18 protein-coding genes and 5 pseudogenes are annotated in these 19,506 nt (G+C 59.8%); 15 read left to right on the forward strand and 8 right to left on the reverse strand.

The genetic code is table 11. The annotated features are described in order from the left end of the window. Positions 1–120 precede the first annotated feature (120 nt). The 3 genes and pseudogenes from ACV7JP_RS19185 to ACV7JP_RS19195 all read left to right on the forward strand — a co-directional run bounded on the left by ACV7JP_RS19185 (position 121) and on the right by ACV7JP_RS19195 (position 2,515). Positions 121–369: a helix-turn-helix transcriptional regulator gene (locus ACV7JP_RS19185; RefSeq protein ID WP_457797232.1), complete on the forward strand. Its 249-nt coding sequence runs from the start codon at positions 121–123 to the stop codon at positions 367–369. Positions 370–904: 535 nt separating this feature from the next. Next, a pseudogene (locus ACV7JP_RS19190) lies at positions 905–1,666 on the forward strand (IS5 family transposase). Between the two features lie 94 nt (positions 1,667–1,760). After that, positions 1,761–2,515, forward strand: a protein-coding gene (locus ACV7JP_RS19195) for an IS5 family transposase (RefSeq protein WP_457799075.1) whose coding sequence is annotated in 2 segments (ribosomal slippage) — positions 1,761–2,325 and positions 2,325–2,515 — 756 coding nt in all. Because the reading frame shifts where the segments join, the coding sequence is not laid out codon by codon here. 733 nt (positions 2,516–3,248) lie between these two features. On the opposite strand, the pseudogene ACV7JP_RS19200 reads toward ACV7JP_RS19195, so the two are convergent. From ACV7JP_RS19200 to ACV7JP_RS19225, 6 genes and pseudogenes are all read right to left on the reverse strand, one after another. Continuing rightward, positions 3,249–3,531: pseudogene (locus ACV7JP_RS19200) on the reverse strand (IS21 family transposase); the annotation flags it as partial. Positions 3,532–3,824: 293 nt separating this feature from the next. Next, positions 3,825–5,255: a hypothetical protein gene (locus ACV7JP_RS19205; RefSeq protein WP_457797233.1), complete on the reverse strand. Its 1,431-nt coding sequence runs from the start codon at positions 5,253–5,255 to the stop codon at positions 3,825–3,827. 139 nt (positions 5,256–5,394) lie between these two features. After that, a complete protein-coding gene (locus ACV7JP_RS19210) occupies positions 5,395–5,979 on the reverse strand; it encodes a response regulator transcription factor (protein ID WP_457797234.1) in 585 nt (194 codons plus the stop codon). Next, on the reverse strand, positions 5,862–7,328 hold the full coding sequence (locus tag ACV7JP_RS19215) for a hybrid sensor histidine kinase/response regulator (RefSeq protein ID WP_457797235.1): 1,467 nt from the start codon (positions 7,326–7,328) through the stop codon (positions 5,862–5,864). The genes ACV7JP_RS19210 and ACV7JP_RS19215 overlap by 118 nt, the downstream gene beginning before the upstream one ends. Before the next feature lie 10 nt (positions 7,329–7,338). Next, a complete protein-coding gene (locus ACV7JP_RS19220; protein ID WP_457797236.1) occupies positions 7,339–8,484 on the reverse strand; it encodes a PAS domain-containing protein in 1,146 nt (381 codons plus the stop codon). Further along, entirely contained in the window at positions 8,387–9,823 is a 1,437-nt protein-coding gene (locus ACV7JP_RS19225) for a chemotaxis protein CheB (protein WP_457797237.1), read from the reverse strand. Before ACV7JP_RS19225 ends, ACV7JP_RS19220 begins: the two co-directional genes overlap by 98 nt. Positions 9,824–10,295: 472 nt before the next feature. Between ACV7JP_RS19225 and ACV7JP_RS19230 the strand changes: the two genes are divergently transcribed. The 3 genes and pseudogenes from ACV7JP_RS19230 (at position 10,296) to ACV7JP_RS19240 (ending at position 11,285) form a co-directional block, all read left to right on the forward strand. Next, complete coding sequence (locus ACV7JP_RS19230; RefSeq protein ID WP_457797238.1) at positions 10,296–10,658, forward strand: response regulator; 363 nt, start codon at positions 10,296–10,298, stop codon at positions 10,656–10,658. A gap of 240 nt (positions 10,659–10,898) precedes the next feature. Continuing rightward, positions 10,899–11,053 (forward strand): annotated as a pseudogene (locus ACV7JP_RS19235) (DUF3309 family protein). Between the two features lie 88 nt (positions 11,054–11,141). Beyond that, positions 11,142–11,285: a DUF3096 domain-containing protein gene (locus ACV7JP_RS19240; protein WP_281932578.1), complete on the forward strand. Its 144-nt coding sequence runs from the start codon at positions 11,142–11,144 to the stop codon at positions 11,283–11,285. A gap of 170 nt (positions 11,286–11,455) precedes the next feature. Here ACV7JP_RS19240 and ACV7JP_RS19245 read toward each other — a convergent pair whose 3' ends face one another. Then, positions 11,456–11,647 (reverse strand): CsbD family protein, encoded by a 192-nt coding sequence (locus tag ACV7JP_RS19245; RefSeq protein WP_434506308.1) that lies wholly within the window; start codon positions 11,645–11,647, stop codon positions 11,456–11,458. 270 nt (positions 11,648–11,917) lie between these two features. On the opposite strand from ACV7JP_RS19245, the gene ACV7JP_RS19250 reads away from it, so the two are divergent. From ACV7JP_RS19250 to tnpB, 5 genes are all read left to right on the forward strand, one after another. Next, positions 11,918–13,003 (forward strand): SbmA/BacA-like family transporter, encoded by a 1,086-nt coding sequence (locus ACV7JP_RS19250; protein WP_457797239.1) that lies wholly within the window; start codon positions 11,918–11,920, stop codon positions 13,001–13,003. Next, a complete protein-coding gene (locus ACV7JP_RS19255) occupies positions 12,901–13,752 on the forward strand; it encodes an ATP-binding cassette domain-containing protein (RefSeq protein WP_457797240.1) in 852 nt (283 codons plus the stop codon). The genes ACV7JP_RS19250 and ACV7JP_RS19255 overlap by 103 nt, the downstream gene beginning before the upstream one ends. 94 nt (positions 13,753–13,846) lie before the next feature. Continuing rightward, a complete protein-coding gene (locus ACV7JP_RS19260; protein ID WP_457797241.1) occupies positions 13,847–14,719 on the forward strand; it encodes an AI-2E family transporter in 873 nt (290 codons plus the stop codon). Positions 14,720–14,914: 195 nt separating this feature from the next. After that, on the forward strand, positions 14,915–15,166 hold the full coding sequence (locus ACV7JP_RS19265; RefSeq protein WP_457797242.1) for an IS66 family insertion sequence element accessory protein TnpB: 252 nt from the start codon (positions 14,915–14,917) through the stop codon (positions 15,164–15,166). Then, positions 15,163–15,516, forward strand: coding sequence for an IS66 family insertion sequence element accessory protein TnpB (gene tnpB, locus ACV7JP_RS19270; protein ID WP_457797243.1), 354 nt, complete (start codon positions 15,163–15,165; stop codon positions 15,514–15,516). Before ACV7JP_RS19265 ends, tnpB begins: the two co-directional genes overlap by 4 nt. On the opposite strand, the gene ACV7JP_RS19275 is transcribed toward tnpB, so the two are convergent. Then, positions 15,488–15,778, reverse strand: coding sequence for a hypothetical protein (locus ACV7JP_RS19275; protein ID WP_457799134.1), 291 nt, complete (start codon positions 15,776–15,778; stop codon positions 15,488–15,490). The genes tnpB and ACV7JP_RS19275 overlap by 29 nt on opposite strands. Here ACV7JP_RS19275 and tnpC point away from each other — a divergent pair. The 4 genes and pseudogenes from tnpC (at position 15,743) to ACV7JP_RS19295 (ending at position 18,811) form a co-directional block, all read left to right on the forward strand. Beyond that, positions 15,743–17,234 (forward strand): annotated as a pseudogene (tnpC, locus tag ACV7JP_RS19280) (IS66 family transposase). The gene ACV7JP_RS19275 and the pseudogene tnpC sit on opposite strands and share 36 nt — an antisense overlap. Before the next feature lie 126 nt (positions 17,235–17,360). Continuing rightward, positions 17,361–17,711 (forward strand): annotated as a pseudogene (locus ACV7JP_RS19285) (AI-2E family transporter); the annotation flags it as partial. Between the two features lie 52 nt (positions 17,712–17,763). Continuing rightward, a complete protein-coding gene (locus ACV7JP_RS19290) occupies positions 17,764–17,928 on the forward strand; it encodes a DUF3309 family protein (RefSeq protein WP_434506311.1) in 165 nt (54 codons plus the stop codon). 397 nt (positions 17,929–18,325) lie between these two features. Then, positions 18,326–18,811: a GNAT family acetyltransferase gene (locus tag ACV7JP_RS19295; protein ID WP_457797244.1), complete on the forward strand. Its 486-nt coding sequence runs from the start codon at positions 18,326–18,328 to the stop codon at positions 18,809–18,811. Positions 18,812–19,506 lie beyond the last annotated feature (695 nt).

A 19,506-nucleotide genomic window follows, 5' to 3' on the forward strand; every position in this document is an offset into this window, starting at 1 on the left:
TTTTCCGCCGCCTCTACGCCACATTACTACGACCGCTAAATATATATTGCACAACAACAAATCATCGCCCTGTCTGGTCTCTGTAATCGTCAGAAACACCCGGCAGGAGGCAGCGCAGCCATGCTCGTAGCAGACCGTATCGTCCGCATGAAAACCGTTCTCGCCCGCACCGGCCTGTCCCGGTCCACCATCTACCGCAAGATCGCCGAGGGCACGTTCCCCGCTCAGATGAGGATCAGCGTCAATGGTGCGGGCTGGCATGAATCCGACATCGACCGCTGGATCGCCGATCCTGCCGGCTGGCGGCCACCAACGATAACAACTCCGGGCCGGGAGCGCGACAACAGAATGGACGCGAGCCGCACGTAGTTCAGAGATCGTCGTCCAGTTCGTCGTCGTGCACCTCGGCTGCACGTCGCTTCGCGGCCGCGCGGGGGAGGCCGCGTTTAATTCAGCAATCAAGTCTTTCGCGGATTCGCCCTTCGCCCAGGCGTCGAGCATATCAGCCCAGCACTGAAGCATGATCTTCCGCTCGGCAAGGTAGCGGTTCACGTTGTAGACGGCCGCGATCCGGTTCCGGGGCGCGTGGGCCAAGCTCATCTCGATCCAGCGATCATCGAACTTGGCGCGGTTCAGGCCTGTCGAGAACGTGCGGTGGAGGTCGTGAACGCCGAAACTCTGAAAGTCAGGATCAGCCACGCGGATACGCTCCACAACCGTGTCGATCACGCGGTTGAGGGTGGCGTTACTGATCGGCGTGTCGCTGTCGTATCGGCCGGGGTGCAGGTATCGGCTGGCGCCGAACATGGTGCGAAACACCGTCAGAATGTCTAGGTCCTGTGGACTCTAAGGGATTCCCATTTGGTCGCAAATCAGATTCAAGAGTTCTTTTGGGGAGGCGGCCTTGGGTGTGATGGATCGATTGGTTTTGACGGACACGGCGTGGGAGCGGATGGCTCCGCTGATCATTGGCCGGCCTGACCAGAAGGGCTCGACCGGCCGCGACAACCGGATGTTTGTGGAGGGCGTGCTGTGGATCGTGCGCACGGGTTCCCCCTGGCGCGATCTTCCGGAAGCGTTTGGGGAGTGGAACAGTGTGTTTCGGCGCTTCAGTCGATGGAGCGCCAAGGGGTCTGGCATCGGGTTTTCGAGGCGATGTCTGACGATTCTGACTTCGAATATCTGATCGTCGACTCCACGATCGTCCGGGCGCATCAGCACGCTGCCGGGGCGAAAAAGGGGGCCTGAAGATCAGGCGATCGGGCGTTCGCGCGGCGGCCTGAGCACCAAGATACATCTGGCCGTTCGCGGCTTGGGATGTCCTGTACGGTTCACGCTGACCGCCGGTCAGAAGGGCGACGCCCCGCAAGCCGTGGCGTTGATCGAGGGACTGCCCGCAGAGGTCGTCATGGCCGATACCGCCTATGACGCCAATTATTTGCGCCAAGCCATCGCCGCGAAGGGCGCGCTTGCCGTCATCCCAAACAACCCGTCACGTGCGCTCAAATATCCGCTCGACAAGCATCTTTATACTCAGCGCCATCTCGTCGAATGCTGCTTCTCAAAACTCAAGCAGTTCCGCCGCGTTGCAACCCGCTTCGAAAAAACCGCCCGAAACTATCGAGCGGTCGTAACCCTCGCCGCAATCGTCCTATGGCTCAGATAACTGTCCACACAGCCTAGGACGGATCGACATTCAGGATTCCCAAACGGCGTAAGTGCTGATTCATAGGGTTCCGCGATTTGAGCGGAGGCCAATGATGGGCGTTAAGCGATATGAGTTGAGCGAGGCACAATGGGCGCGGATTGCGCCGTTGCTGCCGGGCAAGGCGAGTGATCCGGGACGCACTGGCTCGGATAACCGATTGTTTGTGAACGGATGTCTGTGGGTTCTGCGGTCGGGCGCGCACTGGCGCGACCTGCCCGATCGCTATGGCAAATGGAAGACGGTGCATCGCCGCTTCAGCCGCTGGTGCCATGCGGGGATATGGGAGCGCGTGTTCGAGGCGCTGACCGCGGACCGGGACAACAAGTATCTGATGCTCGACAGCACCATCGTCCGCGCACATCAGCAGGCGGCGAGCGGAAAAGGGGGCCAAGAATCAGGCGCTGGGGCGTTCCCGAGGGGACTGACCACCAAAATCCACATGCTCGCCGACACACTGGGCCGACCACTGCGCCTCATCGTCACTGCCGGCCAGGTGGGCGACGTCACCCAGGCTCCCGCCCTGCTCGAAGGACAGACAGGCAATGCCGTGCTGGCCGACAAAGCCTATGACAGCAATGCCTTGCGCGCCATCATCGCCGATATCGGCGCGAAGCCGTGATCCCTTCAAATCGCACCCGCAAGATCATCATCCCGCATGACGCCATCGCCTACAAGCAGCGCAATCGCATCGAGCGATGCTTCAACCGCCTCAAGCACTTCCGACGCTTCGCCACCCGCTACGAACGTCGAACCATCCACTTCGCCGGCTTCGCTTTCCTCGCCGCAGCCATTCTCTGGTTACGCTGAATGTCGATCCGTCCTAGCGCGATCCGGACCCGCGCTTACCTGCCAGGCGCCCAAATGAATGAATGCGGATAAGCGCGGCCGGCGCTCCAAAGTGGACTGGCTGCTTTCCATCACGCTCCCTCTCTGCCGCATAACGGGGCAGCAGCTTCTAAGACCGGGCTTCCACGGCTAAGGTGGGACAACATAGAAGCAAAGCAGCCCCGCCTTTGTGCACGCTATCCTACGCCAGGGCACTCTCACTTATCGAAGCGGGTTTACATCCTCTCGAGAGTGATCGCAGATCAGTTGTGAAAGACATAAATGGTGTGCGTCAGCACAAAAGTAGCGAGAAATGGAGGAGAACAGCAATCAAGCGAAGGCGAAAACCACCGCCGAAACTACGCTATGGCCGCCGTTTGTATCCGTCACTCCCACTCGATTATCACAGCATCGCCTAAGACGATGAAATTCATATAGGTTTTCTCCTCAGTGCCCTCAAAATACCGAACCGGAGGTCGTCAAAATTCTACCCTTTTGATTTTCCTCAAAATTTTGCCACGAAAAAATTTTTGTGGTTTCGGTGTCTATCGAAGGCAATTGCCGTTTGAAGCGCAGATCGACGCGATCTGACTGAAGCCGAGGATCGGTAAAAGCACCGTCGGACAAGCGCTCTATAGCCCAAGTTTAGCCTCTCGTGTCGTCGATGGCGCCACCGGACGCAAAGGCTTTTTTCTGGAGACCTCAGCGGGAGGGGATGCCGGAGTTTCAGGGCATCCGGTGTGAGGATGGTCAGCGGCGGCCCGGGATAGCGACGGCGCGCCAGAATATTGAGAATGACGTCGGCGGAATGGGCGCCCTAATCGATTGGCCTCCGCGCAGGCGGATTCAACCGCTGGCAGCCCGTCGTGGACAAGGGTAGCGAGGATTTTCACCATCTGCCGCGCGCCGTCAGCAGACCCCGCGAGCTTGCGGCGGATCTTTTCCATGCCCGACGGCGACACCCAGTCCTTGAACGGCTCGCCGTTCCTCAGGGCGCCGCGCGCCGGCTTTGGCCGGTGCGAATGAACGGCTCCTGCGGTCGCTCTTTGTTCAACCAATCTACGCATTCGAGCCTGAGGAAATCAACCGCAGGCGGTGCGAGCGGCCCCTTCCATGCGCCGAGAGCGCGGAGCCGAACGTGAACATAACGGGCGTCGCACAACGCAACGGTGTGAGCACTGCGGCTATTGACGGTCTGGCGCGGACAGACCGGGGACGCGCTAAAGACGCAGCCAGCGGGCTCCACAAATTGCGCGAGAGAGGCGGTCACTAGCGATGCCTATGTCGTTCACTAACCTGCCGGGAAAAATAGCTCCAGCTCGACGGCCGAAACCGATCCCGCGGGGAAGCACCAGGACGCCCCCTTCAGCTCTGTCTCTCGCGGGCGGAACACGTCCGGCTGATCCTGATTAACATAGCTTCTGAGATTCTCCGGCGCGATCTCGATTACGCGGCCGCCCTTCGTCCCCGGGAAGGTCGCCTCGACCGCCCGGTCGTGCTGGATGTTGGCAACGTGCAGGAACAGCTTGTTGCCAGTGCGGCTGGCCGCGATGTCGAGCCCCGCCGGCGCGGATTTCAACGCGACCCCGTGCGTCCCGTTGTGCTTGCCGAATAGCCGCGCGATCGACCCAGCCGGCGTCAGGTAGCTTCTGCCGCAAGGAGTTGGTGTCATAACAGCCGTGGTTGTCCAGCGATTGCCCTGGAAGTCCGCCGCGGTGGCCATGCGGACGCGCTGGCCGTGTCGCTGATAGATATTCATCGACCGCGCGTGATACACCGCCGAGAGCCATTCGGACAGTATGGGGTTGGCGTTATGCGGGCTCAAGCTGAGATGTCCCTCGGTGATCGCAATCGGCTTCTCGGTCGCCCGCTCGATCTCCGACACGCGCTGCTCCACCGCGTCCGACAGCTCCATCAGCTCTTCCCACGCACGTGCAGGGTCCTGCTCATAAGCGAGACCCTTGAGCACTGTGTCCGCTCGCTTAGGGTCCTGCCCCATCATGTGGATGGCGAGGAAATCAATGAACTCGCCCGCCTGCTTCTCCATCTCCGTCGCCCAGAGCTTTCCGCCGCGCCCGCGGTCGCCCCACCCGATCAGCTTGATCGACGAATCGATTTGCCGCATCGCCCTGGCGAACTCGATTGTGTGCGCGATCGCCTGCTCCCTGGTGAAGCACGCCGTCCCGTAAGAGGTCTCGTTGCCGATCTGCCATAGCTTGAGCTTGGAGTATCGTGCCCATTCCGCCGCCTCTTTGGCGTCGCCTGCACGCGCGGCGTAGCGCTTGTCCCCGTCGCTGAGGAAATTTACGCAAAAGAAAGGCTCGGCGTTGACGCGGCGGCAGAGATCGACAAACTCATCCGTGCCGACGCGGTTTGTCTCCCACCCGCCCCAGACATAGTTGCGCATCGCCGGTCGCTTGGCCGCGGGGCCGATCCCTTCGCGCCACTTGTAGTAACGGCTGAAGAGGCCGCCGAAGCGGATGGCGCCGGGCGCAAGATCGCGCACGGCGTCGACGAAGTCCTTACGCCAGTCGTCGGCGTCGTCGTCCCAACAGGCTTCGACCGAGCCGTCGGTGGCCCCGAGCGGCTCCATGAATTGCATGTAGAGCCACGGCGAAATCTCGAACAGCGGCTTCGGATCGACGACGATGGCGCTGGTCTCGGCGACGCTGGAGCGCGCGACCGTGACAGCGACGAGGGCCTCGCGGCGGTGGAGCATCATTTCACGTGCTCCGCGATCAGGGGCTTGGTCTACCCGTCGAAGCGCTCGAGTACTGTGCGAGAGTCGGGTAGAATCGCCCGAATTCGCCGGCCAGACGTTGAAACGCCGCGCGCCTTCGTGCGGGGCGTGTTCAACCGGGTCACGCGGGGCCGCTGCGCGACGAGCCGGTTCCGCCGCGAAAGCCCGAGGCGGCCGAGACCGCTAACCTAGCCAGCGCCGGAAGCGATTTGACGCCCAACTTCTTCATGATTGCAGCGCGATGATTTTCGACGGTTCGTTGGCTGATGCCAAGATCGGCGGCAATATTCTTGCTGGGGTGCCCAGCGAGGACCAGCTCCAGGATCTGGCGCTGTCGCGCAGTCAGACCCGCCACGTGAGCGGCGGCTTTCTCCTGCCATTCCGTCAACTTGTTCACATCCCGCGCGTGTTCGAGAGCACGCCTCACGCAGGCCACCAGGTCGTCGCGGCTGATCGGCTTCTCGACGAAATCAAACGCTCCTGCCTTCATGGCGTCGACAGCCATCGTGACGTCGGCAGCGCCGGTGAGTATGATGGTTGGCGGATGCGCGCCGCGCTCCTGCAGCCGTTTCAGCAAGTCGAGTCCGCTCATCCCAGGAAGATAGGCGTCGAGCAGCAGACAGCCCTCTCGGCCCGGGCGATAGGCTTCGAGGAACCCTTCGCAGCTGTCAAATTCCTCGACGATCCGTCCATCGTCTTCGAGCACTTCCCGCAGCGTCTCACGGACTCGCTTGTCGTCATCGACGACAAAGATGACGACCGGTTCCCGATCCGTAGTCGCCTCGCCTGTATTCGAAACAAGCATGCGATGGGGCTTGAGAAAACGGACCGCGCGAGAAGCCGTTCGGCGACCTGCAACAGCTCGGCTGATTTAACGGGCTTGTTGAGCTGCACGCAATCCCCGCTGGCGATCTCGTGCAAAGCGTTCGTCGATATATCGCCAGTTAGAATAATGACCGGGATCTGGCGCTGAAATCTTTTGCGTAGCGTCCCGGCAGAGTCGAGCCCGTTCGTACTGCCCGGGAGATTGTAATCCGCGACAATGAGATCGGGGCGGAAGCCTTCGTGCGCGACGAGGTCGAGCGCCGCGTCCCCATCTGGCGCCGCCATTATGCGATAACCCTCCTCTTCAAGGAGAAGTTTGAGGAGGCCGCAAACCTCTGGATCGTCCTCGATGACCAGAACCGCGCCTGTGTGGAGAGCGCCTTTAGCGACTTCGACACTTTTGCCTGGAATATCCCGCTCCGGCCGCGGCGCGGAGTCGCTTGTCGGGACCGTGACCTCAATGGCAAAGACCGAGCCCTTGCCAGGTTTGGAGGCGACACGGACCTGATGGCCGAGGAGGCCTCCCAGGCGCTGCACGATGGAAAGACCGAGGCCAAGTCCCCGTTTGCGTTCGCGCGCGGCATTGTCGATCTGATGATATTCGTCGAAGATGGCGCGAAGCTCGCCCTCGGGAATTCCGATTCCGGTGTCCCAGATCTCGATGCTCAGCATTCCCTTCCGCCGACGGCAACCGAGCAATACTTTGCCATTTCGGGTGTATTTCAGGGCGTTAGACAACAGGTTGCGGATCATCTGCTCGAGCAGCGCCGGATCGCTGCATATTGAACGCCCGCACGAGACCATCCGGAAGGAAAGTCCCTGTGCGTGCGCGTGATCGGCGAACTCTCTTTTCAGCCGCTCGAGAAGATCGCTGATCGGAAACAGAGAGATTTCCGGTCGGACCGTGCCGGCCTCGATTTGGTTGATGTCGAGCAGCGCGTTCAACATACCGGACATGGCGTTCAACGTTTCGTCGAAGCGTGCGACCAGCTTCTTTGCTTTCTCTCCCTCGACGGTCTTGGCCAACAGCCCCTGCAGCAGCACGAGCGATTGTAGCGGCTGACGGAGGTCATGACTTGCGGCGGCGAGAAAGCGCGACTTTGCCATATTGGCCTGTTGCGCCTGAAGCTTGGCGGCTTCTAGCGCTTGCTGAGCGCGATGTCTTTCGCTGACATCGGCAAAGGTGATCACAACGCCTTCGACACGATCGTCCTGGGCGCGGTAAAGCATAATCCGGCGGCTATACCAGGCCGGTCTGAGCCTGGATTTCCCGCTCAATCGGCGCGTGGTTTTGCAACACCGTTCGTGCGTCGGTCAGAAGCGCGTCATCCGCCGCCAGAGAGCGCAGGTCCGCCAACGGCCGGCCAACGTCGGTCGGGATGACGCTGAACAGCAGTTTGGTGGTCGGCGTGAAAAAGCGGATATTGAGATTGGCGTCCAGGAAGAGCGTCGCCACATCGGTGCTGTAGAGAACGTTTTGCAGATCGTTGGACAATATGCGCTGTCGTTCCAAGGTTTCCTGGAGCTGGGCGTTGAGCGCGGTCAACTCCTCATTGAGCGATTGCAACTCCTCCTTCGAGGTCAGAAGCTCCTCGTTCGTGGATTGCAATTCCTCATTGACGGACAACGCCTCTTCGTTGGTCGCCTTCTGCTCGTCGCTTGAAGTCTCCAGATTGTGAATCGCGCCCTGAAGCTCGATTTTCGTGGCCTCGAGTTCTTGCTCGAGTTCGGCGACCCGTGAAAATTCTCCGGAAGCCGCTGGCTGGCCTCGCCTGTGCGCGGGCTCAGGCTGGTCGATGAAGCAAACCAGCAGGAGCTCTTCCCCTTCGTTCACAACCGGCTGCACGGCGATGCTGAAGGAAAACGCGTCGCCATTTCGTTTCATCCGCCCGCCGGCGACGACGATTCGTCTATTCTCCTGCCCGGCCCGTTGGACGGCGGCCCTCAACTTGGTCCGCAAGCCCTCGCGCGCCATCGTGAGCAGGTCTTGGTCGGGATGACCGGGCGCGACTTTCAGATAGCTGTCCGTAGCCCCGAGAAAATAAAGACACTCACACTTGCGATTGATCAGCACAGCCGCCGGCGCGTATGTCTCCATGATCAGGCGTTGGCAAAGGTCGGCGAGCGCCGCCGGGCGCAACCCTTTCTGTTCCGAGTCCTGACGTCGGGGCGGCCTACTAGCTCCATAGGCGGGGCTAATCAAGGCGCTGAGTTCGCCCGGTCGGCTCCGACCTATGCGCCGATAGATGCGGTCGGCTTTGGAGATCGCCTCGAAGCGACCGTCGACATTACCAACCGTCTCCGCGCCGCCGAGGAGAACGACGCCCCCTTCCCGCAAGGCGAAATGGAGGAGCGCGACCACCTTCTCCTGTGCCTCGGGGCGCAAATAGATGAGAAGATTGCGACATGAAACGAGATCGAGACGGGAAAAGGGGGATCGGCGAGTAAATCCTGACCGTGAACACCACCGTTGACCGCAGTTCAGGCGTCACCCGATAACAATGATCCTCTTTCGTGAAGAAGCGGGCAAGGCGCGCCGCCGACACGTCTTTTTCGATGGTTTCCTGGTAGAGGCCTTCACGCGCGCTGGCGACGGCGTCCGGGTCAATATCCGAGGCGAAGATCTGAAGCTTGAGGCTACGGTTTTCTAAAGCGATCTGCTCGAGGAACAGCATGGCGAGGGAATAGGTTTCTTCGCCCGTGCTACAACCTGCAACCCATATGCGGATGTTTCGATCGGGTGCGTGGTTCCTGACAACATCCGGCACGATTTTCTCGGCCAGCAGCGCGAAGGTCCGAGGGTCACGAAAGAAACTGGTCACATGGATGAGCAAGTCCTTTGCGAGAAGGTCAAGCTCCCTCGCGTCGCTCCGGAGTAAGTTAAGGTAGTGGCTCATGTCGGGAACCCCGCCCTCTACCATCCCCATCCGCCGCTCGATCCGGCGCTTTAGCGTGCCCGGCTTGTAAAGCGTGAAATCGTGGGCGGTCTTTGTGCGCAGAAGCTCGACGATCTGTAGAAGACAGTCTTCTGGCCCCGCTCCAGGATGTCCGGAATGCTTATCTGAACCAGCCATCTGTTGGTCGTAGGTGACAAGCGCCTCTCCAATTTTTGGCACTGGAAGCACAAAATCCACGGCGCCGGTCATGATCGCACTGCGCGGCATCCCGTCAAACGCCGCCTCCTCGGGGTCTTGCACGATAACCAGGCCACTATTTTCCTTGATGGTTTTCAGCCCCAGGCTGCCGTCGGTTCCGGTTCCCGAGAGGATCACGCAGACAGCGCGCCGACCGAAGTTCGTGGCCAGCGTATGCAGCAGATAGTCGAAGGGCAGGCGCGCCCCGTGACGCGCAAGCGGTTGCGAGAGCCGCAGCACGCCCTCGTCCACAGACAGATAGGTCCCTGGAGGGATCACGTAGAAGTGATCGGGCTCAATTGGCATGCCGTCCATTGCCTGCACCACGGTCATCGACGTGTGCGCCGCGAGCAGCTCGACCATCATGCTTTCGTGGGTTGGATCGAGATGCTGGACGAGGATGAACGCCATGCCTTTGCTGGCGGAGAGGCTGCCCAGAAGGTTTTTACAGGCGTCGAGTCCACCCGCCGACGCGCCGATCCCGACAACCAAAAACTTTCCGCGGTTGCGAGGTGGCCTTGGCGCCTGCGCGATGCGCTTCTTCGGCTCTGATCGAATCCTCTTCGTATCCTTGGGGCGGCGCTTCAGCATTGGTTTTTCTGTCATTGCCCCAGAACATAGCTGTTTACACATATCACGCCTGGCTCTTTGCGTCGACGTTTGGGGGTCAGGCGCGGCCCACTGAAACGGGCTGGCGCTCGGCGAGCGCCGTCCCTGCCCCGAATGGACCGCCGCTATGGCGATAGCCTGAGTAGTTTCCGTGCCTTCCCAGGGCGCACGATCGTCGGCTAGCGTCCAGCCTCAAGCTTTTGTGGTCAGGCAGCCAGTCCTGTGCACGTCTCATTCGCCGAGCGCCAAATTGACTCCGCCTTAGCCAGCGTTGGGAACTTCAGCTATGCACGCAACCAACAACACCCTATCTCAAAATGTTCGGGACCGATCCGTTGAACTCCTCAACAAGCATCTGGTGGCGACCAGTGATCTGCACGCCCAGGCGAAACAGCCACACTGCCACGTGCGCGGATCGAAATAACGATCAACGAAGGTGGGGCAAAGCCACTCCATGAAGAGAATCCGCATCCTCGTCGTGGAAGACGACCCCATGCTCGGTGACTTGCTTGCCGAAATGCTCCAAACGATGGGCCACGAGGTATGTGGCATCGAGAGCACCGAGCCGGACGCGGTGGCTGCCGCGCGCCGCTCCAAACCAGATTTGATGATCATCGATGCGGGGCTACGCGAAGGAAGCGGCGTCTCCGCAGCAGAGAAAGCATGCGCCGCAGGATTCATCCCTCACTTTTTTATGAGCGGCGATATTTCGAGGGTCAAGGTGCTCAGGCCTGGCGCGATAGCGGTTCAAAAGCCCTTTCGGGAAGCCGACCTCGTTCACGCCATTCGACTTGCGCTCAACGGCTTGCCGGCATGAGATTGACGAATAAGGAAGCGTATCAACCGTCCCCTTACGAGCGTGGTGGGCGAGGCAAAAGCCCGCGCAACCCGATGAGTATTTTCCGAACCTTGCCGACGCACACATCCAGAATCAATCATATGCTCACAAAAACGTGTTTGCTGCACCAGTTACAGATTTTCCGCGGCGAGATAAAACTTTGTCGTTGGGTTTTGTGAATAGGCGCTGCGGCACACAACAAAAAGAAAGGGCATTATTGTGCTCGGAACCATCGTTCTGGTCCTCCTGGTCCTCTTGCTCGTCGGCGCACTTCCGAATTGGCCGCATAGTGCGAGTTGGGGTTATGCCCGTCGGGGACATTGGGAACAGTTCTCATTGTCGTTCTGATCCTCGTCCTCCTCGGCAAACTTTAGGTGCGCGCGCGCGCTCGAAAGGCGCACTCGTCGACGCCGCGCCATGTTCGGTGGGAAATACCAAAGCTTCTAGTTTGTGGAGAGAGAAATGACTGTTGGCTTGGCGCATCTGCAACCGATCGTATCGTTGATCGCCGGCATTCTCATCTTGATCATGCCGCAGTTGCTCAATTACATCGTGGCAATCTTTCTGATTGTCTCGGGTATCTTGGGCCTGGGGCTGATCAAATGACCCAAGGCCTCAACGCGGAAAATGAGGCCGAGAATAGGTATCCGAGCTTTTCACGAGAATTGCTCCAGATGGACACGCTCTCTCGATCTTTCTGGGGGAAATCACGCCATGAAAAAGCGACCCGAACGGGCCGCTCTTTCATTATCTCGATATCTCGATCTGCCTAACAGTTAGGCCTTGTCGACGAGCTTCTTCACAGCGTCCTTCGCCTCGCCGACTGTCTCCTGGGCTTGACCCTTAAGCTTTTGAGCCGCGCCCTCGATCTCGAGATTCGGGTTACCCACGGCCTCGCCCACCCCCTGCTTGATCGTGCCGGCGGCCTGATTGGCCATTCCCTTGATCTTGTCGGTAGTACTGCCCATGATCGGCTCCTTAAAGAGTTAAGAGCAATGCTTCATCACACTGCGCGCGCCGAAAGTCTCTTTCGACATCGCTACCATAGGCGGATCGAACACGCGTCGTATAGGTTCGGAAGATACTCAAGCAAACTCGAAAACGCGTATGGGATGCGCCGCCCCGTTCGACCGTCCTAGTCGACATGATCGCCCAAGAGATCGTGGATTTCCGTCGACTTCGCCCTAGGCGCAGGCGCGAGGATCCGTCGCCCTCCCAAACTGAGCATCTGCAACAACATGGTCAAAGCCATTATTCCCACGAGAGCCGACGCGAAGCTTCTGCGACACTTTGCAAAGCTCTCCCTCGGTTTCTGGACAGGACCGACGCGCAGACAGGCCGCCTTATTTGTGCTCGGCCTATTCGGCTGCCTTGTCTTGAACCTCATCCCAGCAATCGCGGTGAACAGATGGAACAAGTCTTTCTTCGACGCGCTGCAAAACAAGGACCATCGCCTTATCCTGTTCAGCATCGGCCTCATGTTGGCGCTCGCTTTGATCTCTGCGTCGACGAGCGTCGCACTGCTGCAAATGCGCATGCGGTTTCAGTTACGCTGGCGAGAATGGCTGACGCGGACGCTTGTGCGGCGGTGGATGGAGCGCCGGCGCTTTTATCAGCTCAGCGTCCTTCGCCTCGTCGATAATCCGGAAGCGCGCATCGCCGAGGACGGGCGCATTGCCATTGAGCTTTTTGTCGACTTTGCGACCGGCGTGACGAATGCTCTGCTCATGGCGGCCTCTTTCGTTAGCGTGTTGTGGATCATCGGCGGCTCGCTGACCTTTTGGGGCCTTACGATTCCAGGCTACCTTGTGATTGCGGTCGTAATCTATTCCGCATGCACCTCCTATGGAATGCTGCTTTTAGGCCGTCCGCTCGTCGCATGCGTCGAGGGAAAAGCGGCGGCTGAGGCTGATTTTCGTTTTGAGCTCTCGCACACGCGCGAAAACGCCGAAACGATCGCGCTCATTGGCGGCGACGACGCCGAGCGAGAGCGGCACTGTTCGAGATTTGATCGAGTCGCCGTGCGCTGGGTTGCCGTGATTGGACGGCAGGCGCGCATGCTGTTCTTGTCGAGCGGCAATAACGTCCTCGCGCCGGTCATACCTCTCATGCTCGGCGCCCCAAATATCTTGCCGGCGAAATGTCGCTCGGCGACCTCATGCAAGCGGCGGCGGCCTTCATACAGGTGCAATTGGCGCTCAACTGGCTGGCCGACAATTCGATGCGCCTCGCCGACTGGTTCGCCTCGGCGAGGCGCGTCGCCACGCTCGACCTTTTCTTCGATAACCTCGACGAACTCGCGATCGCAGCCGAGGAGAAGATGATCGATCTTGCCTTCAGCGACGATGGCGCATTGCATCTCTGCGGGCTCTCGATCGCCCAGCACGACGGCACACTGATGCTCGCCGACACCGACGCCGTGATTGAACGCGGCGAGAAAGTCCTCGTGAAGGGAGAGTCCGGCGCGGGCAAGAGCACGCTGATCCGCGCGATTGCCGGTTTGTGGCCCTGGGGCAGCGGCCGCATTCTCCGTCCAAGGGATGCACGCATCGCTTATATGCCACAGCAGCCCTACATGCCGCGGGGCACGCTACGCGATGCGCTCGACTATCCCCACGACGAGGCCCCACCCGACCCCGCGCATATCGAAAAGATCCTCGCCGCCTGTGGCCTGGCTCATCTCCTTTCGCGGCTGGACGAGGAGCAGAGCTGGTCTGATGTGCTCTCCGGCGGCGAGCAGCAGCAGCTTGGCTTCGCGCGGGTGCTTCTGAAGCCGCCCGATATCATCATCATGGACGAACCCACCTCGGCGCTCGACGACCTCAGCCGGACCCGGCTGATGGAACTGCTCAACGAAGGGCGCCTGGCTCGACCATCATCCATGCCGCACGCCGCAACCTGGACAAGCGCTTCTACGACCGAGAGATTCAGCTCAAGGCGAGGCCTGCCTCAAAAGCTCATGGAGTTACTGATTTTCGACGGGCGATGTCATCCAATGCATTGCCGAGCCTCCGCGAATAGCCTGACCGCTAGAATGTCCGAATCCCTTCTGCCTACTGCTACTATCCACTAATTTGCATTGGACCCGCGGTCGGCGCTGGTCGACTACATGCGGCTTACTTATTGTCAAATCCGTCGGCAAGGGCAAACTGTGACGGAACATGCGAATGCGCGACACTGAAGACACAGCCTTACTGGCATTGATCTTGGCGGTATCGGTCGCCTTCGCCTGGATACTTTGGCCCTTCTACGGGGCCGTTCTCTGGGGGACCGTGACGGCAATTGTGTTTGCGCCGCTGTATCGCCGCCTGTTGAGTTCAATGCAGCCAAGACGTAACCTCGCCGCCATCGTGACGGTAATGATCATTGTATTGGTCGTTATCCTGCCATTGGCGTTGATTGCCGTGTCAATGGCGCAGGAGGCGTCCGGCGTCTATGAACAGCTTCAATCCGGAGATCTAGATCTCGTTCGCCTTTTTCGGCAGGTCTTCGAAGCCTTGCCCGCATGGGCCGCCGATCTCATGCGGCGCTTTGGCCTCGCCAGCCTCGGGGAAGCGCAGGAGAAATTGTCCGCGGAGGTTATCAAGGGAAGCCAGTTTTTCGCAACAAAGGCGCTCGGTATTGGGCAGAGCGCGGTGAGCTTAACCGTGAATCTTTGCGTCATGCTTTACCTGTTGTTCTTCCTGCTACGTGACGAGGAGGCGCTCGCTCACGAAATCAGGGATGCGATTCCGCTCCGCGCTGAGCAGAAAGACGCACTCCTCCGCAAATTCGCCGTTGTCATTCGCGCTACAGTAAAGGGGGATCTGCTCGTCGCGGTCCTGCAAGGTGCGCTCGGCGGCCTCATTTTCTGGATCCTTGGAGTCAGCGCCCCACTGCTATGGGCAGCGTTGATGGCGATACTGTCTCTGGTCCCAGCAATAGGCGCCGCCTTGGTATGGGGTCCCGTTGCGATCTATTTCCTGGCTTCTGGCGCAATTTGGGTAAGCGCCGTTTTTGCCCCATTGATTTTTTGGGTTCGTGCGGATTCTCTGATGTGAGATTCTTTTAGAGACATCCCGTCTCTGGAAGGATCCAATGATGAGCGCACGCACGAAGGCCAATGCGATTGAAGGCGCTGGATTTGTCGAACGCGTCGATTTTCGTCGTTCACGATCGGGCCGTCGGCTTTGGTCGAAGGAGCAGAAGGGACGGATTGTTCGAGAAAGCCTTGCGCCGGGGCTCTTGTCGCCGACGTGGCGCGCAAATACGGCTTACGCTCGCAGCAGCTGACACATTGGCGCCGCGCGGCGCGCTCGGGGCGTCTTGCGCTCGTGATCGACGAGCCTGCCGAGTTTGTTGAGATTGCAATCGAGGACGTCGCCGCTCACAGAAAGACCGAGGCGAAGATCGAGATCGTCGTCGGCAAGGTGCTGCTGCGTCTGGAGAGCGACGCCGCATCGACACGCATCGCCGAGATCGTGACGGCGTTGGACCGCAGCGCATGATCATCCCAGCTCAGGGACTGCGGATCGTGCTCGCCGTTCGTCCCGTCGATTTTCGCTGCGGGCATGACGCGCTGGCCGCTCTCGTGCAGAACACGCTGGGGCTCGATCCGCATTCCGGCTTGATCGTCGTGTTCCGTTCGAAGCGGAAGGATCGCTTGAAGATTTTGCTGTGGGATGGAACCGGACTCGTCATGATTTACAAACGCTTGGCCGAGGACGGCTTCGTTTGGCCGCAGATCGGCGGTGGCGTTCTCCAACTCAGCCGGGTTCAGTTCGAAGCGCTGTTCGACGGGCTGAACTGGAAGCGTGTCGGCGAGCCGGTCATGGCCGCTCCGGCTGCGGCAAACTGACTCGGACCCGGCGGGTTTTATTCGTTCGGCGCGGCGCCTCGCATGAGATAGATTGCGTTGCATGATGCCGAGCTTCGATCCTGCCCGACTTGCAGAGCTGCCCGCCGATCTGCGCGCGTTGTTCGAAGCTCAGCGCTCGATGCTCGAGGCCGAACGGGTCCGCGCGGATCGCGAGCGCCAGCGAGCCGAGCACGAGCTTGCGGCGCGCCTTCACGTCGAGAGCGAGCTGGCCGCGTCCGAGGAGACGGTCGAACGCCTCCAACTGCTCGTCAAGGAATACGAGCGCGCGCGGTTCGGCAAGCGTTCAGAAAAGTTCGATCCCGATCAATTGCAGCTTGTGCTCGAAGACATCGAGATCGCCATCGCCGAAATCCAGGAAGGCGAGGACGATCGCGCGCGCCGCACGGGCCGCGCGCTCGAGAGAAAGAGCCGGCCGCGCCGCACGCGCCTTTCCCGCCCATCTACCGCGCGTCGTGCGCGTGATCGAGCCCTCGAGCCTCGCCTGTCCCTGTGGCTGCGGCCTGATGGTTCGGATCGGCGACGACCGCTCCAGCCGCCTCGACGTGACGCCGGCGCAATATCGCGTCATCGAGACCGTGCGGCCCCGCTACGCCTGTCCGAAAGGATGCGCGGGCGTCGCCCAGGCGCCGGCTCCTGCGCATCTGATCGAGGGCGGCGTCCCCACCGAGGCGCTGCTGGCTCGAGTGGCGGTCGCCAAGTTCAGCGAGCACATGCCGCTCTACCGTCAATCGCAGGTCTTCGCGCGTCACGAGATCATGCTCGACCGCGCCGTTCTGGCCGATTGGATGGGAACGACGGCCTTCCACCTCGCGCCGATCGTCGAGCGCATGAGCGTGCTGATGAAGCTGTCCGGCCGTCTATTCATGGACGAGACTCGGGCGCCGGTTCTCGATCCCGGCCGCGGCCGGACGAAGACGGGCTATCTCTGGGCCGTTCTGCGCGACGACCGCGGCCATGGCGGCGCCGATCCGCCGATCGTGGTCTATCATTACGCGCCGGGTCGCAGCGGCGAGCACGCCGAGCGGATGCTCGAAGGATTCGACGGCGTCCTCCAGGTCGACGGCTATGGCGGCTATCATCGTCTGGCTCGCCCCGAGCGCAAAGGTGGCGCGCCGTTACGGCTCGCCTGGTGTTGGAGCCACGGCAGGCGCGAGATCATCGCCGCCACGCCGAAAGCGGGCTCGCCAATCGCCGAAGCGATCCTGGCGCGTATCGCCGCGCTCTATGCGATCGAGGCGGACATCCGGGGCAAAGAGGCGCCGATCCGCCAGAGCGTTCGCGCCGAGCGGTCGCGGCCTCTCGTCGCCGAGCTCGAAGAATTTTTGCGCGCCCAGGCCGCGCGCCTCTCCGGCCGCAGCGACATGGGCAAGGCCGTCGCGTATCTCTTGAATCACTGGAGCGGGCTGACGCTGTTCCTCGACGATGGTCGCGTCGAGATGGATACCAACCTCGTCGAGAATCAAATCAGGCCGCTGACTCTTACGCGCAAAAATGCGCTATTCGCGGGGCACGATGAAGGCGGCCGTTCCTGGTCGCGTCTCGCTTCACTCATTGCGACTTGTAAGCTCAATCGCGTCGAGCCCTATGCTTGGATGAAGACGACCCTCGAGGCCATCGCCAACGGTCATCCGCAATCGCGCATCGACGAGCTGATGCCCTGGGCCTTCAAATCCTCACCGCCGGCGCCGACGACCTGATCACCGAACCCAACACCAACCAATCGTTTGCAAAGCTTTGCGCCAAAGGTATGCAATGCTTGTCGTAAAAGATTGCAAGCTCTTCTCGCGGTTCAAGCCAACATGGGAGAGGAACGGCGCTTACCAATTTGGCAGGGCATCGTTCTGATTGTTTACGGCGCGTTCGTGATCGGTCTGGCGGACAATGTTCTGCGTCCGATCTTGGTGGGAAAGGACACCAAGATGCCTAACTACGTTGTGTTGATCTCCACGTTAGGCGGCATTCAAATGTTTGGGCTAAATGGCTTTGTTATGGGGCCGGTGATCGCGGCGATTTTCATCGCTGCTTGGGATATTTATTCCATAACGAGGCAGGGAACGCACTGGGAGCTTGAGCTCCAGGGAAAAGCCGATGAAGTCGGCGCCGCCGTTCAGGACGCTGTCCGCGGCACGAAAGATACAATAAAGGAACCAGTCTCGGACCTGAAGAAGAACTAAACGCTGACTAAGCCGCCTCCGGGACTGAGGTCCTGAAATTGGAGATGCTACCATGTCAATCTCAACCCTCCTGATCATCCTCCTCCTTATTTTTTTGCTGGGCGGCTTCAGCGGACGCTTTGGCGGTTACGGTTACGGTTATGGACACGGCGGTGTCGGCGTGATCGGGCTTATTTTGATTATCCTTGTCGTTCTTATGCTGCTTGGAAGGATCTGATCTAACGAAAGGGCCGCGGATGAGTAGTCTTCGACTTTCGCGGCGCGGTTTAGCCAACCAACTGTGCGCCCATCCAAATTGCCATGAATTGCAGTCGTTTGCTGGTCGCTGACGGCGTGGATCGCGCCCAGGTCGAAGCCCATGGCATCGAGCACGACTGGAGATTTGAAAGCGCGACGTTTCGGAGGTGGCTGGTCAAGCATGATTGCTCCTTCGACACTGACCAAACGCACCCTGGTACAGGCCGTGCGACTGTTCATCGAGCGGGGCGAAAGGAGCATGTCGGCGACCTGAATGCGAACTGCGATCTCTCGCGTCAATTCGTATGCGAAGCGCTGACGGTTGGATCCACGATTTCTACCGATCACAGGATCGTCTGGCGGGGAGGGCTGGCTAAATGATCGACACCCTGTCGCGTCTCGCCTTCGGGATCGCGAGCGTCACCTTGATGCTCTTGGCATTGACACTTGTCGCCTATGGCGCGATCAACCTGATCGTCGCATTGAACGAATCTTGGCGCGAGGGCGGCGACGCAGTTTTGACGGCGATCGGCTATGTCGTCATCGCCATGGCGGTCTTTGACGTAGCGAAGTTTTTCCTGGAGGAAGAGGTCGTCAGCGCGCGCGGGTTACCCACCGCATTTGAAGCGCGGCGCAGCCTAACCCGATTCATCTCGACGATTGCGATGGCCGTATTTATCGAAGGCTTGGTTACGGTGTTTCAGGTTAGCAAGCAGGACGTGGAGAAAATGCTCTACCCGACTGCCCTGCTCGCGACTGGAATTCTCATCGTGGTCGGGCTGGGGATCTACCAGCGGCTGAACATCGGGGCAGAGAGCAACGAAAGGAGCGAGGCCGAGCAAACTAAGAGCAAACAAGGCTGAGTGAAGCTCGCGGCGCACGGGCAGGGTCGGGTCAAGGTCAAGAGCGGTCCAGCAGTGAATAAATTGCGTCGCTAAATCTCCGAAATCGGCCTGGCATCGAAACGACGAAGGGGCTTTCGGATATCGAAATCGTCCTGCAATGCTTTTTGGGGCGGTTGGCGCCGATGGCCGCTTCCAGTCACGCGTCGCGATGGCGCAATGACTGAGATTGGGCGCAAAGCTGCCCCGTCATTGTGCACGCTATTCTACGCTAGAGCCCTATCGCCCTTTGAAACGTCTTTACATCATCCTGGAAGTGGGCGCAGATCGAACCTGTTCAGAAAGGCAGAAGGAGCCCAGCGGACTTGGGAAATGGATGCGAAAAGCACCTATACGGCAGCTCAAACTGCCGCAGCTACTCTATCGCCGCCGATTGCACGTCCCCTCACTCCCACTCGATTATGAACAATGCCCGTAAGTACTTGATATATTTAGGACACTCTTGCTGGATGCGCCACAAATACCGGCGGGCATTCCGTCAAAAGAAACGCTCTTGATTTCAAAGGGAAAATGGCCGAAAAATTTTTCTTAGGTTTCAGCATCTATCGGCATCTTCCGGACGAATTTTGCGGCTTCAGCTCACCATCGACCATTCAGACCCGGTAACTGAAATACCCGTCAGCAACATGTAGACGTGCGTCGCCACTCGACATGGG

The sequence above is a fragment of the Methylocystis sp. S23 genome (genome assembly GCF_054106005.1).

Coding starts and splice junctions, on each gene's coding strand:
- ACV7JP_RS19255 (WP_457797240.1), top strand. CDS start 12,901: ATGCGCCTCGCCGACTGGTTCGCCTCGGCGAGGCGCGTCGCCACGCTC.
- ACV7JP_RS19295 (WP_457797244.1), top strand. CDS start 18,326: ATGATCGACACCCTGTCGCGTCTCGCCTTCGGGATCGCGAGCGTCACC.
- ACV7JP_RS19205 (WP_457797233.1), bottom strand. CDS start 5,255: ATGATGCTCCACCGCCGCGAGGCCCTCGTCGCTGTCACGGTCGCGCGC.
- ACV7JP_RS19215 (WP_457797235.1), bottom strand. CDS start 7,328: ATGCTTTACCGCGCCCAGGACGATCGTGTCGAAGGCGTTGTGATCACC.
- ACV7JP_RS19260 (WP_457797241.1), top strand. CDS start 13,847: ATGCGCGACACTGAAGACACAGCCTTACTGGCATTGATCTTGGCGGTA.
- ACV7JP_RS19230 (WP_457797238.1), top strand. CDS start 10,296: ATGAAGAGAATCCGCATCCTCGTCGTGGAAGACGACCCCATGCTCGGT.
- ACV7JP_RS19185 (WP_457797232.1), top strand. CDS start 121: ATGCTCGTAGCAGACCGTATCGTCCGCATGAAAACCGTTCTCGCCCGC.
- ACV7JP_RS19240 (WP_281932578.1), top strand. CDS start 11,142: ATGACTGTTGGCTTGGCGCATCTGCAACCGATCGTATCGTTGATCGCC.
- tnpB (WP_457797243.1), top strand. CDS start 15,163: ATGATCATCCCAGCTCAGGGACTGCGGATCGTGCTCGCCGTTCGTCCC.
- ACV7JP_RS19250 (WP_457797239.1), top strand. CDS start 11,918: ATGGTCAAAGCCATTATTCCCACGAGAGCCGACGCGAAGCTTCTGCGA.
- ACV7JP_RS19245 (WP_434506308.1), bottom strand. CDS start 11,647: ATGGGCAGTACTACCGACAAGATCAAGGGAATGGCCAATCAGGCCGCC.
- ACV7JP_RS19225 (WP_457797237.1), bottom strand. CDS start 9,823: ATGCTGAAGCGCCGCCCCAAGGATACGAAGAGGATTCGATCAGAGCCG.
- ACV7JP_RS19290 (WP_434506311.1), top strand. CDS start 17,764: ATGTCAATCTCAACCCTCCTGATCATCCTCCTCCTTATTTTTTTGCTG.